Origin of the sequence: Aliiroseovarius sp. S2029 (assembly GCF_023195575.1) — a bacterium.
In the GTDB taxonomy this organism is placed as follows: domain Bacteria; phylum Pseudomonadota; class Alphaproteobacteria; order Rhodobacterales; family Rhodobacteraceae; genus Aliiroseovarius; species Aliiroseovarius zhejiangensis.
The window spans coordinates 138,116-155,171 of record NZ_JALPQE010000007.1; the positions used below are offsets into that span (position 1 = coordinate 138,116).

General features: G+C 59.1%; 14 protein-coding genes and 1 tRNA gene. 11 read left to right on the forward strand and 4 right to left on the reverse strand.

Going from position 1 to position 17,056, the window contains the following annotated elements; all coding sequences use genetic code 11:
• The first annotated feature begins 159 nt into the window (after window positions 1-159).
• The 4 genes from MUY21_RS14390 (at window position 160) to MUY21_RS14405 (ending at window position 3,636) form a co-directional block, all read left to right on the forward strand.
• Window positions 160-1,317, forward strand: coding sequence for an acyl-CoA dehydrogenase family protein (locus tag MUY21_RS14390; protein ID WP_248411035.1), 1,158 nt, complete (start codon window positions 160-162; stop codon window positions 1,315-1,317).
• Window positions 1,310-2,410: a CaiB/BaiF CoA-transferase family protein gene (locus MUY21_RS14395; RefSeq protein WP_248411036.1), complete on the forward strand. Its 1,101-nt coding sequence runs from the start codon at window positions 1,310-1,312 to the stop codon at window positions 2,408-2,410. Before MUY21_RS14390 ends, MUY21_RS14395 begins: the two co-directional genes overlap by 8 nt.
• 91 nt (window positions 2,411-2,501) lie before the next feature.
• Window positions 2,502-2,578, forward strand: a tRNA-Arg gene (locus MUY21_RS14400).
• Between the two features lie 662 nt (window positions 2,579-3,240).
• Complete coding sequence (locus MUY21_RS14405; protein WP_248411037.1) at window positions 3,241-3,636, forward strand: hypothetical protein; 396 nt, start codon at window positions 3,241-3,243, stop codon at window positions 3,634-3,636.
• A gap of 460 nt (window positions 3,637-4,096) precedes the next feature.
• Here MUY21_RS14405 and MUY21_RS14410 read toward each other — a convergent pair whose 3' ends face one another.
• Window positions 4,097-4,495, reverse strand: coding sequence for a GNAT family N-acetyltransferase (locus tag MUY21_RS14410; RefSeq protein ID WP_248411038.1), 399 nt, complete (start codon window positions 4,493-4,495; stop codon window positions 4,097-4,099).
• 318 nt (window positions 4,496-4,813) lie between these two features.
• Here MUY21_RS14410 and MUY21_RS14415 point away from each other — a divergent pair, with 318 nt between their 5' ends.
• The gene (locus MUY21_RS14415) at window positions 4,814-5,011 is read left to right on the forward strand and encodes a hypothetical protein (RefSeq protein WP_248411039.1); all 198 of its coding nucleotides are present in this window, start codon (window positions 4,814-4,816) and stop codon (window positions 5,009-5,011) included.
• Window positions 5,012-5,129: 118 nt separating this feature from the next.
• Here MUY21_RS14415 and MUY21_RS14420 read toward each other — a convergent pair whose 3' ends face one another.
• From MUY21_RS14420 to MUY21_RS14430, 3 genes are read right to left on the reverse strand one after another with little or no spacing between them, the layout of a single operon-like run.
• Entirely contained in the window at window positions 5,130-6,257 is a 1,128-nt protein-coding gene (locus tag MUY21_RS14420) for an ABC transporter permease (RefSeq protein WP_248411040.1), read from the reverse strand.
• Window position 6,258: 1 nt separating this feature from the next.
• Window positions 6,259-8,985, reverse strand: coding sequence for a ribosome-associated ATPase/putative transporter RbbA (rbbA, locus tag MUY21_RS14425; RefSeq protein WP_248411041.1), 2,727 nt, complete (start codon window positions 8,983-8,985; stop codon window positions 6,259-6,261).
• Window positions 8,982-9,965, reverse strand: coding sequence for an HlyD family efflux transporter periplasmic adaptor subunit (locus MUY21_RS14430; protein WP_248411042.1), 984 nt, complete (start codon window positions 9,963-9,965; stop codon window positions 8,982-8,984). Before MUY21_RS14430 ends, rbbA begins: the two co-directional genes overlap by 4 nt.
• 267 nt (window positions 9,966-10,232) lie before the next feature.
• On the opposite strand from MUY21_RS14430, the gene MUY21_RS14435 reads away from it, so the two are divergent.
• The 6 genes from MUY21_RS14435 (at window position 10,233) to MUY21_RS14460 (ending at window position 16,840) form a co-directional block, all read left to right on the forward strand.
• The gene (locus tag MUY21_RS14435) at window positions 10,233-12,074 is read left to right on the forward strand and encodes an alpha/beta fold hydrolase (protein ID WP_248411043.1); all 1,842 of its coding nucleotides are present in this window, start codon (window positions 10,233-10,235) and stop codon (window positions 12,072-12,074) included.
• 38 nt (window positions 12,075-12,112) lie between these two features.
• Window positions 12,113-12,871: an enoyl-ACP reductase FabI gene (gene fabI, locus MUY21_RS14440; RefSeq protein ID WP_211096442.1), complete on the forward strand. Its 759-nt coding sequence runs from the start codon at window positions 12,113-12,115 to the stop codon at window positions 12,869-12,871.
• A gap of 17 nt (window positions 12,872-12,888) precedes the next feature.
• Window positions 12,889-13,146, forward strand: a complete 258-nt coding sequence (locus tag MUY21_RS14445) for a hypothetical protein (protein ID WP_248411044.1) — start codon at window positions 12,889-12,891, stop codon at window positions 13,144-13,146.
• A gap of 45 nt (window positions 13,147-13,191) precedes the next feature.
• Complete coding sequence (locus MUY21_RS14450; protein WP_248411045.1) at window positions 13,192-14,586, forward strand: bifunctional enoyl-CoA hydratase/phosphate acetyltransferase; 1,395 nt, start codon at window positions 13,192-13,194, stop codon at window positions 14,584-14,586.
• Window positions 14,583-15,767: an acetate/propionate family kinase gene (locus tag MUY21_RS14455; RefSeq protein ID WP_248411046.1), complete on the forward strand. Its 1,185-nt coding sequence runs from the start codon at window positions 14,583-14,585 to the stop codon at window positions 15,765-15,767. Before MUY21_RS14450 ends, MUY21_RS14455 begins: the two co-directional genes overlap by 4 nt.
• A 569-nt stretch (window positions 15,768-16,336) precedes the next feature.
• Window positions 16,337-16,840 carry a hypothetical protein gene (locus tag MUY21_RS14460; RefSeq protein WP_248411047.1) on the forward strand — a complete coding sequence of 168 codons (504 nt, stop codon included), beginning with the start codon at window positions 16,337-16,339 and terminating at the stop codon, window positions 16,838-16,840.
• The last annotated feature ends 216 nt before the right edge of the window (window positions 16,841-17,056 follow it).

Genomic DNA, 17,056 nt, shown 5'->3' on the forward strand with positions numbered 1-17,056 from the left:
TCACGCAAAACCGACAACAGGGGACGCTTTGCAGTGGATTGTCGCGCAAATGCACGAATGACCTCGCGGCTCGTCTAGCCTGTGTAACGCCACGTTACCAGCCCCACCAGTGCGATCTTGGCTATAGTCAAGGAAAGCCCTGACATGATGGAGCCCTTCATGAGCCTCTTCACCCCTTCCGCCGCCTGGGTCAGCGATGAACACCGCATGTTCGCCGACATGACCAACCGCTTCTTCGCCGATGAGCTGACCCCAAATATCGAACGTTGGGTAGAACAAGGCATCGTGGACCGCGACTTCTGGCACACGGCCGGGCAAGCAGGGATCATGGGCGGTGCCATTCCCGAAGAATACGACGGCGCGGGCGGTGACATGGGCTTTGAAAGCATCGTGATCTATGAACAGACCCGCACCGGCGACTGCGGCTGGGGCTACGGCATCCAGTCCATCGTGGTGCATTACATCACCGCCTATGGCACCGAAGAGCAGAAGGCGAGATGGCTGCCCGGCCTGGCCTCGGGCGAGATCGTGGGCGCGATTGCCATGACCGAACCCGGCACCGGGTCCGATTTGCAGGCCGTGCGGACACGGGCGGAAAAGGACGGCAACCAATACAAGATCAACGGATCGAAGATCTTCATCACCAACGGACAAGCCGCCGACCTGATCATCACCGTTTGCAAGACCGACCCGGATGCAGGCGCAAAAGGCGTGTCCCTGATCGTGGTCGAACCCGATCAATGCGAAGGCTTCAAGCGCGGTCAGAATCTGAAAAAGCTGGGCATGAAGGCCAACGACACGTCCGAGCTGTTCTATGAGGACGTGAAGGTTCCCCAGACCAACCTGCTTGGGGCCGAGGAAGGTCAGGGCTTCTATCAACTGATGAAGCAACTGCCTTGGGAACGGTTGCTTATCGCCATTCAAGCCTTGGGCGCCATTGATTTCGCGCTGGAACAGACCATCGCCTATACGCAGGAGCGCAAGGCGTTTGGGCAGCGTGTGATGGATTTCCAGAACACCCGCTTCAAGCTGGCCGAATGCAAAACCAAGGCCGAGGTGCTGCGCAGTTTCGTCAATGACGGGATCGCACGGCTAATCGACGGCACGCTGGACGCGCCCACCGCCTCGATGGCGAAATACTGGGGCAGCGAGGTGCAGAACGAGGTGATGCACGAATGTCTGCAACTGTTCGGCGGCTATGGCTACATGATGGAATACCCCATCGCGCGGCTTTACGCAGACGCCCGTGTGCAGATGATCTATGGCGGCACGAACGAGATCATGAAGGAACTGATCGCGCGGTCAATTGATGACTGACGCTGTTCGACACGGTCCTCTTCACGGGGTCAAGGTCGTTGAAATTCAAGGGCTTGGCCCCACGCCCTTCGCCGCGATGTGGCTGGCGGACATGGGCGCGGAGGTTGTGCGTATTCAACGCCCGAACCTGAAACCGCTGATCCCGCAGAAGGTGGACGTGCTGAACCGGGGGCGCGGCTTTGTCGAACTGGACCTGAAAGACCAAACCGACCGCGACACCGCCCGCGCCCTGATCAATCGTGCCGACATGCTGATCGAAGGAATGCGCCCCGGCGTGATGGAACGGCTGGGACTTGGCCCCGAGGCGTTCACGGACAGCAACCCGCGCTTGGTTTACGGCCGCATGACCGGCTGGGGGCAGACCGGGCCGCTGGCACAGGCGGCGGGGCATGACATCAACTATATCTCGATCACCGGTGCACTACATGCCGTCGGCGGTGATCATCCGGTGCCGCCCTTGAACCTGCTGGGCGATTTTGGCGGCGGCGGCATGTATCTTGTTGCCGGCATGCTGGCCGCTCTGCATGGCGCGCAGATAACGGGCAGAGGCGATGTGGTGGATGCCGCGATTACCGACGGCACCGCACATCTGATGGCGATGATCTACTCCATGCACGGTGCGGGGATCTGGGCAGACACGCGCGAGGCGAACCTGCTGGACGGCGGCGCGCCCTTCTACACCGTCTATGAATGCGCATGCGGCGGGCATATGTCCGTCGGCGCGCTCGAGGCGAAATTCTATGCCGAGCTCCTGACCCGCCTCGGGCTCGAAGGCGAAGAACTGCCCGCGCAGATGGATGTCGAAGGCTGGCCGGTGTTGCGTGCCCGGTTTGCTGCGCGGTTCAAACAGAAGTCCCGCGACGAATGGGCCGAACTTCTGGAGGGCACAGATGCCTGCTGCGCCCCGGTTCTGTCCCTGCAAGAAGCCCCCCATCACCCCCATAACCGCGCCCGTGACACCTTTGCGGCCATCGACGATGTGACCCAACCGAACACCGCCCCGAAACTTGCGCACGCCAAGACCCAAGCCTGTGCAGGGGACGAGCACACACCGATGCAGGTCAAGGACGTGCTGGCCCGGTGGTCGACCTAGATCGGGGCGCGCGTGCGACAAAAGACTTCCGGTTTTTCCCAATTTGCCCCTTGCAAACCCAGCCCCGGACCGCTAAATCCCCGCCTACCGCGCTCTGGTAGCTCAGCTGGATAGAGTACTTGACTACGAATCAAGGGGTCGGGGGTTCGAATCCTCCCCAGAGCGCCACTTCCCAATTGTAGAACGTCAGACGAATTTGACCTTTGCGTCATAAACTGACCCAATCCCCATTTTTGCCCGAGTGGCCTGTTGCGTTGATCTGACTTCCCTTTCGGAAAATCAGGGCTGATTTGCAGGTCAGACGGCGAAGCCGCCTGTTCCTGCTGATCTGCCACGTGGCGAACGCGGGAGGGGGCGAGGCAATGCTATTCGACAGGGGTGGTGCGGCCCACAGGCGCAGCCGAGGACACGGCCCTGTCTAATCGCATTGCCCGAGGGGGAGGGCCGCGCCCTCACCCTGACGGCCAGGGGCATTTGGCTTGTCCAAATCCCGCTGGCCCAAAAACGAAAGCGGCGGAGCCGACAGGCGCGCTACAACCTCCGAGAACGGCCCTAAGCCGCCGTTCGACTGAGATCTATATCGAACAATCCCGCCCCGAAAGCCGTCATTGGTGCAGCCCGCAGCATTGTGACCTGATAGCATGAGCGATAGAAACACCATGAATACAACTCATTTCAGGCGCACAAATAGCCAATTGGCTTGCTAAATGATTCTAGATACGGATACGGCTAGGTGGATACGCGGTCTGAATGATCTCTGTTGTTTTCTTCGTTAGCCTTAGGCGGTGAGGTTACTCCGGAAACCTTTCAAACAGCTTTAGGAGCAATATATGTCGAGAAAACCAGTAGCAGTTACATCTGCGCTCGCAGGGATTATCATTTCGAGCCTCATTGCAAGCACCGCGAGCTCAATGGACTATCTGAACACGGTAGTGACGGACGGGAAACGGGACTTTGCCGAAGGTGTGCTCGAGGGATATTTTCTTCAGGCCGATGGCATTACGCTATGTGCCAATCCCTACGTGATCGGCAAATACGTCTCCTGCAATTCCGCTTTGCAGATAGCCGGACGCGTATACCGTGCGCCCTCAAAGAAGGTCTGGGTAAAGACGAATGGCCAGCTGGGCGGGATGGACGTAATCGATGCCCAGGGAAAGGTGCGCTGCACTGGCCCTGTCTCATCGAACAAGTTCCGCGGACCAGACAGCTATCTTCACTGTCCTTGAAGACGAAGAAGCGGGACGGTGGCAAAACGGAACTATCGTTGCGTCCGGCCCAAAGCCGACCTTGACCGGCGTTATCGTAGCCGCATTGCAGCTTCCCCAGAGCAGCCATTCATGTACCGCGCAGTATCCTGCAGGCCTGAACGGTCACTTTGCGGACAAACCGGACTTGTGGGGTTGCGGCTAGTGCTGCCGCAGAATGTCTTCACATGCGCCGCGAGGATATTTGGCGACGCAGCGAATTTCACCAAACCGGTCATTTAAGCCATGCCAACGTGCGGATATCATTTTCGTCACTCGCCACTTTTATCCTCTACGGTATCAATGCGCGTAAAAGCTAACCATTGCTGCAAGAATCCCGGTGTCGGCCAATGGAACATCGCGACCTTTTTCGTGATCGGCCGTATTGCTCTACGACATCGAGCAACGTATCTGCGCGGTTTCGCAGTTCATCGCCCAAAGCTCATTCAAATCCTTTGCGGAAACCAGGCGCTGCGAGACGGTATACCTCGCGGACGGCGTCGCCGGTCTTCGTGTCCGGATACGCCGCGGGATCACAGTGAAGCGGAAAACGCATTTCCACTTCTCCACCCAGTTCGGCCTCCGCCCGCGCGCCCAGCTCATCGAACAGATGTAGCATATTCCGATTGTCCTCGTGGATCAGCGCGACGAAGTGCGTGACCCCATGAGCCACCGCTTGGCAGGCAAGCGCGCCGATCAGGACACTGCCGAGACCAAGACCCTGATGGCTATCGACCACCGTGACCGCGATCTCGGCCGCGTGTTGCTGATCCGGCAGCCGCACATAGCGCGCGATTCCCACCGGCTGTGACGGTTCGATGTCGATGTCCAAGGCGCCCATGGCGACGTGATCGTCGCCATGGCTGGTCTAAAGAAGTCAAGATCGCGGTCGCTGAGCCCGCTCTTGGGAGCGAGAAACCCGAAGTAGCGCGAGGCTTGCGACAAATGCGCGAAACCGATCTCGAGCAAGTGCCTGTCTGCAGGTTTAACAGGACGGATAAGAACCCGTCCGCCGTTCCGCAAGGTTGTTTCAAAAGCACCTTTAACCATGGCTTCTTCACGCTTCCATGCCCAGTTGAACTAGGTTCCAGCGAACCACCTGGGTGATGACGGCTTCCTCATTTTCGGTGCGGCAAAAGTAGGCATCGCTGAGGGGAGTATGGACGACCGTGTTTCCACGCGCGTCGGCATCGCCGGGCAAAAAATCTGCCTATATGCCCGGTACACCGCAGTCATTCGCATCCAGTTCAAGAACCCGATCATTCGGGCCGCATTCTTCACCACTGACAGGGTAGTGCCCGGGTTCGGTGCATCCGGCGACTGCAAGTGCCAAAGCTACCAGCGTGATCTGTGTTAGTGTTTTCATGGCTTTACCTTTCTCTGGTTGGTTGCCGTTTTGAAATTTTCGAAATCCGCCTTCGCTCGGAGCGCCCATTGGAGTTCCGGACCTTGTTCTCCGGATCAGTCAGGTGGATTTAGTGAACTGTGGCCATGGTCACCCTGAAACGCTTGAGTGCGATGAAGAAGAAGACGGCGCCGAGCGCGACCATGACCGCCATGTCGGGCCAAACGATGTCCAGTCCCGCTCCGCGATAGAGAATGGCTTGCGAAAACGCCACGAAATGTGTCGACGGTGACAACTGCATGACGTTCTGAAGCCAGACCGGCATGCTCTCCATCGGCGTCGTGCTGCCGGACAGGAGATTCATGATCACGAGAACCGGGAGCGACAACAGACCGAATTGCGGCATCGACGTGGTGAAGGTGGCCAGCAGGATACCGAGCCCCGTGACCGAGGCAAGATAAAGCACCGCCCCGGATACGAAGAGCGGGATCGACCCCGCGATCGGAACCTCCAGCACGGTCTGCACGACGATCCAGAGCGACAGGATGGCAGCGACAACGATCGCAAGGCCATTGGCCCATATCTTGGCGACCATGATCTCGGACGGGGTGACCGGCATCACCAGCAAATGTTCGATCGTGCCGTGTTCGCGCTCGCGGATCAGCGCGGCGCCGGTCAAAAGCACGGACAGGATGGTGATGTTGTTGATGATCTGCATCACGGATGAAAACCAGACGGAATTCAGGTTCGGATTGAACTTTGTCCTGACGACCAGGTCGATCGGCAGTGTCGTTGCGGTGTCGTCGCCGGAAACGAACTTGGCGACTTCGGCGCGGATAATCTGCTGAAGGAACACCGAACCGTTACCGGCCTGCGCCATTGCGGTGGCATCGACGTTAAGCTGCACCTGAGGCTTGAGGCCGTTCAGAACGTCAGCCTCGAAACTGGGCGGAAAGGAAAGGACAAACACGAACTTGCCGCTGTTCATCACGCTTTCGATCTCGTCGGCCGTGATCTCCTGTGGCGGATTGAATTCGGGTGGTAGGATCGCGCCCAAAATGCGCCCCGTCAGTGCCGAACGGTCCTGGTCCACATAGGCGACGGAGGCGTTCGAGACCTCAAGCTTGGCGCCGGTCGCCACCGAATAGACGGCGAAGCTGAACACATAGACGATCAGCAGAATCAGCACGGGATCGGCGCGTAGGCTGTTGAGTTCCTTGAGGCCAAGCCGAAAGACATTGGTAAGCCATTGCCACATGTCATGCCTCCTGCTTGTTCAAGGCAAGGACTGACACCGCGATGAACAACGCCACAAAGCCCGCCAGAGCGGCGTGGTTGAGCCAGAGCTCCGGCAATCCGAGGCCTTTGGTGAAGGTGCCGACGCTGATCTGCTGATACCAGGACGATGGGAAGGCCAGCCCGATCAACCGGCCGCCGCCCGAAAGCGAGGACACCGGCACCAGTAGGCCCGAGAAATTGACGGCCGGAATGATCGAGATAACGGCGGCGGCAAAGGTTGCCGCTACTTGCGTGCGCGTAAATGTCGAGACCAGCACACCAAAGCCCGTTGTCGCCAGCACGTAAAGCAATGTGCCGACAAGGAGCGCCAGGACAGAGCCTTTGACCACTACGCCGAAGACGCCATAGGAGACGATGATCAGCGAGGCAAAGCTGAGCATGGCAATCACGACATACGGCAGCTGTTTGCCCAGAATGAACTCGGTTCGCGTCACCGGCGTCGAGCGGAAATTGGCGATCGAACCGGTTTCCTTTTCCCGCACGACCCCCATCGCCGCCATCATCGCCGGGATCAAAACCAGCATCAGCATGATGACGGAAGGGATCATCGCGAAGACGCTCTTGAACGCTTGATTGTAGCGAAACCGGGTTTCAACAGAGGCTGCGGACGGATCGAAGGCATGGCCATAAAGCCGCTCTATCTGATCGGACATGTAGGATGCTGCGAGCCCTTGCAGATAACCGCGCGTCGTTTCCGCCCGGAACGGCATGGCACCGTCAACGGCAACGCGGACTTCGGGTTGGTCACCGCGCAGCAGGGATTTTCCGAACCCTGGCGGCACCTCGACCGCGACAACAAATTCGGAGGTTTTCATGCGGGCATCAAGCTCGATCACACTGGCTGCTGCCGGCCTTTCAGCGAAGTAGGGTGAGCCGGAGAAGCTCTCCATCAGTTCCCGGCTTTCGGCGCTCTGATCACGATCGAAAACCGCAAAGGGCAGGTCTTGCACGTCGAATGATATCCCGTAGCCGAAAGTGAGCATCAGGATGACCGGGCCCAAAAATGCGAAGGCAAGGCGCATCGGATCACGCAAAATCTCGATCGACTCGCGGCGCGCGAAGGCCCAAAGCCGGGCAATGTCGAAGAGGCGATCTGGTTTTTGCTGCCTTTCCGGCAACTTGGTTGCTGGTCTCTGGGATGCGGTGCCGCCTGCATCGCCTGCCGCTTCGCGCAGATATCCCACAAATGCTTCTTCGAGGTCATCGGTGCCTTTGCTGCGGGCCAGTTCCGCAGGCGTACCGATCGCCAAGACCTTTCCCGCATGCATCAATGAGATGCGATCGCATCGCTCCGCCTCGTTCATGAAATGGGTCGAGACGAAAATTGTCACGCCCTCGTCGCGCGACAGTTTGATCAGATGCTGCCAAAACCCGTCCCGCGCGACCGGATCGACGCCCGAGGTAGGTTCGTCCAAGATCAAAACCTCCGGCGCGTGGATCACCGCGACGGCAAGCTGAAGGCGCTGACGGATGCCCAGCGGCAGGCCGTCCGGCCGTTTGTCCGCGTCCTCGGCCAGATCGAAATCATGCAGCATCTGTGCGACCCGCTCTGCGCGGGTCTCGATCGGCAACTGGTAGAGCCGTGCATGAAGCTCAAGGTTCTGGCGGACGGTCAATTCACCATAGAGCGAAAAGGCCTGCGACATGTAGCCGACCCGCTGCCGGGTCGCCATGTCGTCCGGATTCAGCGCCTCACCGAACAGAAGCGCCTTGCCTTCGCTGGCCTTCTGTAGTCCGGTCAGCATCTTCATGGTGGTGGTCTTGCCGCAGCCGTTGGAGCCGAGGAATCCGAAGATCTCACCCGGCTCGATCTGGAATTCGACATGATCGACCGCGGTGAAATCGCCGAAGCGGCAGGTCAGGCCTTTCGCCTCGATGGCAGGTGGGCCGCTGACAGGTTGGCGCGGCGGTACTTCGACTATGCGGTGGCCCTGCCGGTCCGCCTCGGGCAGCATAGCGATGAAGGCCTTTTCCAGTGTCGGTTGCCCGGCAGCGTTTCGGATCTCGGTCGGCAATCCCGTCGAGATCACCTCTCCCGCATTCATTGCGGCAAGCCAGTCAAAGCGCTCCGCCTCTTCCATATATGCGGTGGCCACGATCACGCTCATCGCCGGGCGTTCTTCGCGGATATGGTCGATCAGATCCCAGAACTGCTGGCGCGACAGCGGATCGACGCCGGTGGTCGGTTCGTCAAGAATCACCAGGTCTGGATCATGGATCAGGGCCGAGCAGAGCGAGAGTTTCTGCTTCATCCCGCCGGACAGCTTGCCTGCGGGCCGGTCCGGGAATGGGTCAAGCCCGGTGGCAGCCAACAAATTGGTGATGCGGGTGCGGCGTTCGGCTTCCGACTGGCCAAAGAGTCTGCCGAAAAAATCCAGGTTTTCATAGACCGAAAGCGTCGGGTAAAGGTTCCGGCCCAGACCCTGCGGCATGTAGGCGATGCGATGGTTACAAGCCCTGAGATGGTCACGCGCGGTGATGTCGCCGCCCAGCACGGTCGCGCCGCCGGTTTGCAGTTTGCGCACGCCGGCGATCAACGCCAGCAAGGTGGATTTCCCAACCCCGTCCGGGCCGATCAGCCCCGCCATGCAGCCCGCCGGGATATCCAGCGTGACGTCGGACAGGGCCGAAGTTTCGCCATAGCGGTGCGTCACAGATGACAGGCTGGCGACCGGCGGGGGTGTCATTGCGGCAACTTCACCTGAAGGGCATCGGGCCAATCGACGGTATCGTCGACGCGCACATAGCCGACACCCGCCACGCCCGCCTTCGCCTGTTCCTGGTATTCTTCCAACAACTCCGCCGGGATAGTCAGCTTCACCCGGAACATCAACTGGTCGCGTTCATCGGCGGTTTCCACCGATTTCGGGGTGAACTGGGCGGTGCTGGCGACAAAAGTAGCCTGGGCCGGGATCACGTAGTCGGGAATTGGGTCAAGGACAATCCGCGCCTCAGCCGCGATGGCCAGCAGGCCAGCGTCGCGCGCGGGAAGAAAGATCGTCATGTAGATGTCGGTCAGATCAGTCAGCGTCACGACCCTGCCGCCGGCGCCGACGACTTCCCCGGCTTTGGCGAGGATGTATTGAACTCGCCCATCGTGCGGAGCCACCAGAGCTGCATCGGCCCGGATGCTTTGCAGTCGCTCAACTGTTGCCTCGGCCGACGCAATCGTGGCAGTTGCAAGGTCGATGCCTGCTCGGGCGGCGGCCACTCCGGCATCTGCGGTTGTCAGGGCGGATTTTCTTTGATCGACTAGCTCCTGTGGCGCATGACCCCTTGCCGCAAGTTGCTCGGCGCGGGCAAATTCCGCCTGTGCGAATTCCTGTTCGGACAGGCGTTGGTTCAGCAGGGCCTCGGTTTGCATTTTCTGCTGCTCTGCCTGGGCGACGGCGGCCTTGGCCTGGCGCAACTGGGCGTCGATCTCGGCGGTGTCCATAATCGCCACCAGATCTCCCGCCTCGACCCACTGGCCCTCGGAAACGCGAACCTCGGCGATACGCCCCGGAAGCTTGGCCGCCACATCGATACGCTCTGCCTCAATCCGCCCGTTCGAGCGGACGATGCCGACCGGGAGCTCTGCGGTTTGGCTGTCCAACCAGAATATGTATGCACCGCCCAAAAGCACGCTGAGGATGACAGCAACTGTGCCATAGCGTTTCCATTGCATTGGTCTTCTCCTCATCTCGGTACCCGTGAAATCAGCAAGGCTTCCTGAACTTAGTCTTGCTGCAACGCCGCGTAAACACATGCTGCATTGCAGTATTCACATAACCGATATGCCAAACTGTCGGATGCGTCGGCAGGGTTTCGTGCTTACCTTGAAACGAACAATCCAGCGTCTAACGCCGATTCAACTTTGGCGAATTGATCGAGAGCAAGGATCGTTAAGCGGGCATCGCTAAACCGGCGCGGACCATACAGAAGGAGCCAAGCGATGGGCCATGCAATACCCAAAGCCGCCAATATGCCCCACGAGATTAGCGCCAAGGCCGGGTCGGGCGGAAAAATACTTGGTTTCTCTGATCCTCTGGATTCGCCGAAACAGGAAGCTGGCAATAAGCCATTTCCGGATACCGATCTGCCTGAGTTTTTGGATCGCGCGCTGAAAGCCCGGATGGGCAAATTTACAATGGGTCTGTCGCCCGCGGCACTCTCCGGTGCCTATCTGGACTGGTTGGCGCATCTGGCAACATCTCCCGGAAAGCAGTTCGAATTGTCGGAGAAGGCGTTTCGAAAGTTCATGCGGCTTGCACGCTATGCGGCGACGTGCGCCGTCAACAGCGATGAAACCGCTCCCTGTATCGAGCCATTGCCGCAAGACCGGAGGTTCCGCGGGGACGCCTGGCAGAAATGGCCTTACAACCTGTTCTACCAGTCCTTCCTTCTCAATCAGCAATGGTGGCACAACGCGACAACAGGCGTACGCGGCGTCACCAGACAACACGAAAACGTCATGGAATTCGCAACCCGGCAGTTCCTCGATGTGTTTTCGCCGTCGAACTATTTTCTGACCAATCCGGAAGTGCAGGAAAAGACCCTGGAGGACGGCGGGCAGAACCTGGTGCGCGGCTTTCAGAACTGGCTCGACGATCTGGACCGCCTGCAAAACGACAAGCCACCAGCCGGGGCCGAAGCCTACCGGCCCGGCCACGAGGTTGCCGTGACGCCCGGCAAAGTGGTCTATCGCAACCATCTGATTGAGCTCATTCAATACACGCCGACCACTGACAAGGTCAGACCGGAACCCATCCTGATCGTACCGGCGTGGATCATGAAATACTACATCCTCGACCTCTCGCCCGAAAACTCGATGGTGAAGTTCATGGTCGACCAGGGCTATACGGTCTTCATGATCTCATGGCGCAATCCGGGTGCCGAGGATCGCGATCTGGGGCTCGACGACTACCGCAAGATGGGCGTCATGGATGCAATCGGCGCGGTGCAGGGCATTGTGCCGGATCAGAAAATCCACGGCGTCGGCTACTGCCTCGGCGGCACGCTGCTGTCCATCGCCGCCGCCGCCATCGGCCGCGACGGCGGCGATCCGTTCGCATCGCTGAGCTATTTCGCCTCGCAGATCGACTTTACCGAGCCGGGCGAGTTGCAGCTGTTCATCAACGAAAGCCAATTGACCTTCCTCGAAGACATGATGTGGGATCAGGGATATCTCGACACCACGCAGATGTCCGGGGCCTTCCAGATGATCAATTCCGTGGATCTGGTCTGGTCGCGGATCCTTCACAGCTACCTGATGGGCGACGAACCGGCGATGTTCGACCTTCTGGCCTGGAACGCGGACGGCACGCGGATGCCGTTCCGGATGCATTCGGAATACCTCCGGTCGCTCTATCTGAACAACGAGTTGACCGAAGGGCGCTTCGTCGTCGAGGGACGTCCGATTTCGGTGACCGACATCCGGGTTCCGGTGTTTTCCGTCGGCACGGTCAAGGACCACGTGGCGCCCTGGCCATCGGTCTACAAGATGCATCTCTATCTCGATACCGATCTGACTTTCGTGCTGACCAGCGGTGGGCACAATGCCGGCATTGTTTCGGAGCCCGGCCACAAGAACCGCAGCTATCAGATTGCCACGACACGCCATGATGACCGCTATGTCGATCGCGAAAGCTGGGCCGCACAAACACCGAAGAAGGATGGCTCGTGGTGGCTGGAATGGGTGTCCTGGCTTGAAGAACGGTCAGGCAAGCCTGTCCCCCCGCCCGCCATGGGCAATGCCCTGGCCGACGCGCCGGGAACCTACGTTCATCAGAAATAGACACCTGCCGCACAACAAAGGGAAGAACAGAGATGGGCTTGCTTGACGGAAAACGCGGTCTCGTGGTCGGGATCGCAAACGAACATTCGATCGCCAGCGGCTGCGCGCGCGCTTTCCATCGGGAGGGGGCCGAACTTGCAGTTACCTACCTCAATGAAAGGGCGCGACCCTTTGTGCAACCGGTCGCCGAGGCGCTGGACGCTGAAATCTTCATGCCGCTGGATGTCACAGCCGACGCGGACATGGATGCGTTGTTCGAGGCCATTGCCTCCTCTTGGGGGCAGCTTGATTTCGTCCTGCACTCGGTCGCCTATTGTCCGAAGGAAGACCTGCACGGCAATGTTGTCGATTGTTCGCGGGAAGGCTTTGGCGCAGCGATGGACATCTCGGTTCACTCGTTCATGCGGCTCGCGCGCAGGGCGCGACCGCTGATGAAGGCTGGGGGCTGCCTGCTGACGGTCAGCTATTACGGTGCCGAAAAGGTCGTCGACCAATACAACGTGATGGGGCCAGTGAAAGCGGCGCTGGAGGCCAGCGTGAAATACATGGCGGCTGAACTCGGACCTGAAGGCATCCGGGTCAATGCCCTGTCGCCGGGCCCGCTGATGACACGCGCGGCCTCGGGAATTGCACATTTCGATGCGCTGATCGACGAGGCTCGGGCGCGCGCGCCGCAGCAGCGGCTGGTGACCACCGAGGATGTCGGCAACATGGCCGCGGGCCTTGTCAGCGATGCCGCGCGCAATGTAACCGGCAACATTTCTTACGTCGACGCCGGATATCACGTCATGTCCTGAACCAAAGGAGAGAATTCATGACCAAGAAGTCTATCAACTGGACGCCGGACACCACCTTTCCGACCGGCAAAGGCGCCACCGAACAACGTTTCACCGCAACTGTCGGCGATGATGAACTGGAGATCGATACCCATCCCTGGGGCGAGGCCGATCTGAAGATCAACGACAAGCAGGTTGCCCATGTCGACGGCGATCTTTCCGGCGGCGACGCCTTTCGGGACGTCGAGGCGGTCGCCGAAAAAATCGAGGCCGACAAGAAATCCGACCGAGAATAGGTCGGATGCACCCCGCATGCCGGCCTGGTGCACAGGAGCTGCCCCATGCAATACATTGAAAACAAGACATTCGACGAAATCGAGATTGGCGACAGCGCGGAGCTCACCCGCAAGCTAAAGACCGATGACATCGAGCTTTTCGCGGTGATGTCGGGCGATGTAAACCCGGCCCATGTCGACGAGGAATACGCCCGCTCGGACATGTTTCACGAAGTCATTGCGCACGGCATGTGGGGCGGCGCGCTGATCTCGGCTGTTCTGGGCACCGAACTGCCTGGCCCCGGCACGATCTACCTCAACCAGAACCTCAGCTTTCGTCGGCCCGTAGGGTTGGGCGATACCGTGACGGTTCGCGTGACCGTGGCGTCAAAGGATGCCGATACCAAGCGGCTGAAGCTTGACTGCCTTTGCGTCAATCAGGACGGTGAGACCGCGATAACGGGGCAGGCCGAGGTCATTGCACCGACCGAAAAAGTCCGCCGTCCCCGCGTCGTCCTGCCCGAAGTGCATCTGCATGAACGAGGCGCACGCTATCGCGATCTGATCGCTGCGACACATGCGATGGCGCCGGTTCGCACCGCTGTTGTCCATCCTTGCGACGCGCTGTCACTGACAGGCGCGCTGGAGGCGGCAAGCCAGGGGCTGATCGTTCCGATCCTTGTCGCACCCAGGGCAAAACTCGATGTGGTTGCCGAAGAAGCCGGCCTTAGCCTTGAAGGTATCGAGATCGTGGATGTCCCGCACAGCCACGCCGCCGCCGAGCGCGCCGTCGCGCTTGTCCGCAACGGCAAGGCCGAAGCATTGATGAAAGGCAAGCTGCACACCGACGAATTGATGGACCCTGTCGTTGATCGCGACACGGGCCTGCGCACCGAACGCCGGATGAGTCACATCTTCGCGCTCGACGTGCCGCACTATCCCAAACCGCTCTTCGTGACCGACGCGGCGATCAACATCTTTCCCGATCTCGGTACCAAACGCGACATCGTGCAAAACGCCATCGATCTGGCACGGGCGCTCGGGGTTGACCGGCCGAAGGTCGCGATCCTGTCGGCGGTGGAAACGGTCTATCCGAAAATCCCGTCGACAATCGAAGCAGCGGCACTTTGCAAGATGTGGGATCGAGGCCAGATCACGGGCGGAGTGCTCGACGGTCCCCTGGCCTTCGACAACGCCGTGTCGAAGTCGGCTGCAGCGGCCAAGGGCATCGTCTCGGAAGTGGCAGGCGACGCCGATATCCTTGTCGTGCCCGATCTCGAGGCAGGCAACATGATCGCCAAGCAGCTGATTCACCTTGCCGGCGCCGAGGCTGCGGGGATCGTTCTTGGTGCTCGTGTCCCGATCATCCTGACCAGTCGGGCCGACGGCGTGATGTCGCGGCTTGCCTCGTCGGCAATGGCACAGCTCTACATCCACCATGCGAAACAGGTCGTGTCATGACGGACGTCGTACTGGTTCTCAATGCAGGTTCGTCGAGTATCAAGTTCGCCGTCTACCCGAGAGGTGCGAACACGGCTCCTCTGATCCGCGGCAAGGTGGCGGGTGTCGGACGTGATCCCGTCTTCTCTGCAATTCGCGCCGATGGTGCCGCGATCGACATGGACATGCCGAAGAACATCGACGCCGCAGCCGATCATCAAGAGTTGATATCGCTCCTTCTGGATTGGCTGGCACAGCATCGTGCGGACAGAAGACTTGTCGCCGTCGGGCACAGAGTCGTTCACGGTGGACGTGATTTCTCCAAGCCAGTTGTCGTCGATGACGCAGTTCTGAGCCAGCTGGAACGACTGATTCCCCTCGCACCGCTGCATCAGCCACACAACCTTGCTGCCATCCGCGCAATATCGCGGTTGCAGCCCGCACTACCCCAAGTCGCCTGTTTCGACACGAGCTTTCACCGAACACAGGACCCGCTTGCCCAACTGTTCGCCCTGCCGCGGGATCTGAGCGATGAAGGGGTTATCCGCTATGGCTTTCACGGGCTCTCCTATGAGTATATCGCAGGAATTCTGCCCGATCATCTTGGCGAAAGGGCCGAGGGCCGGGTGATCGTCGCTCATCTCGGTAACGGCGCCAGCATTTGCGCCATGAAGAACCGGCAAAGTGTCGCGACAAGCATGGGGTTTACGGCGCTTGACGGGCTGATGATGGGGCGGCGCTGTGGCGCGCTGGATGCGGGCGTCGTTCTGTACCTAATGCAAAGCAAGGGTCTGAACGCGACCGAGATCGAGACGCTGCTCTACCGCCGCTCCGGGCTTCTCGGTGTGTCGGGGATCAGCAACAATATGTGGGATCTGGAACAAAGCAACGATCCAAGAGCTCGCGAGGCGATCGAGTTGTTCTGCTTCCGGGCGGCCAGCGTTCTTGGCGGCCTGGTCACGGCGCTTGGCGGGCTTGACGCGATCGTTTTCACGGCAGGGATAGGTGAAAATTCAGCGCAGGTCCGCAGGTTGATCTGTGACCGAATTGCATATCTCGGTGTCGATCTGGATCCAAGCTGCAATGACGGCAATTCGCTTTGTATTAGTTCCGCGCAATCCTCCGTTGATGTGCTGGTTTTGCCAACGGATGAAGAAACCGTCATAGCCAACGCCACGAACGAAACGGTCGCGCTCAGGTAGACGAGTAATTGGCTTTTTGCCCAGAACACACGGCCGCAACCTCCCCGGGGAAGTATGTGGCGAACCTCTGCGCCTGGACTTTTCAGGGCCAGTCGCAAATAGCGGGAAAATCCGCGCTGTGGAAGTTCGTGATTTCAGATTTGCTGTAGCCAGCGTGAACGACCAGTTTTCCTGCTGCGTGGCAGCGCATTATCTTACGCCCTTGCGGCATTATTCCTGCTGCGAGCACGCGCAGCGAGAAACTGGCACTTCCGGTTTGGGCTCGTTGCTGTCATCGGAGCACACGCAGCATCTTGGTGCCAGGGCCGTTCAGCAGCGGTGAGGGCGGCCCATTCCCGCCGTTCATCCATACCTGTGGATGCTGCGATAGCAGCCCGCTTTTCGGACATCCGCTGCAAACCCGAAAACGTCCTTGACCAAAAGACAGTATCGAAGGCACAGCGCTAATTTGAGAATTCTGAAAAAAGTGGGGTCGTCGCATATTTTCGTACTGGTCTCGGATGCTTACATTCTTGCGATCCGGCCGCTCCCAACGAACCGGCTAGACTACTTTGAAATGGAAAGAATTGATGATAAGTGATGTTGCTCCCTTGGGCGGTCAACCAATCGGCAAAGCTACAAATCGGGAAGAAGCTTGGTGGCTTTGTCAACGCTATGGTCTGAAGCCACTTCCAATGATTGATCCATCAAAGGTGGAATTGGTGGATGGAGAGAATGGAGCGAAGGTGTGGACCGTTCCCTGCGAGCACACCCAGTATCCTTATGATCGGGTTGCATTCGAAAATCGGCGTCGCGATGGCTTGGCTACATTGGAAAATGGCCTTCCAGCATCGCCTGTTGCTGAGGAGAATGGGATAGCTTTTCAAACCTTTAGACAAAGGCTGAAACGAGGCTGGTCTGGTGAAAGAGCTGCAACTGATGGAGTGCGGGAAATAGCGCCTAACCCCGATGATGAGTGGGAAGTTGTTGCGCTTAAAAACGGTCTATCTGTTCGCGCTTATCGTAGCCGTGTTCAAGCTGGGTGCCCTGAAGCCATCGCCGCAACTATGGGATTGAGTTGGCGAAATTGGTAAGTTGGCACCTTAGAGGGCCACGGGCGGCCCAAACCGGGCATGCGTTGGCGAAGAAAATTTTGCCGCGCGACTTCACTGAACCAGTTATTCAGATCGCAACGCCTAGAAGCCAATGCCTATGTGTAGTGAACCGCAATCATCCGCGTCTTGAACTGCAAACATCGTGGTTTTTCGATCAGATTAACTGCGTTTATCTGGGGTACGGAAACCGAATTG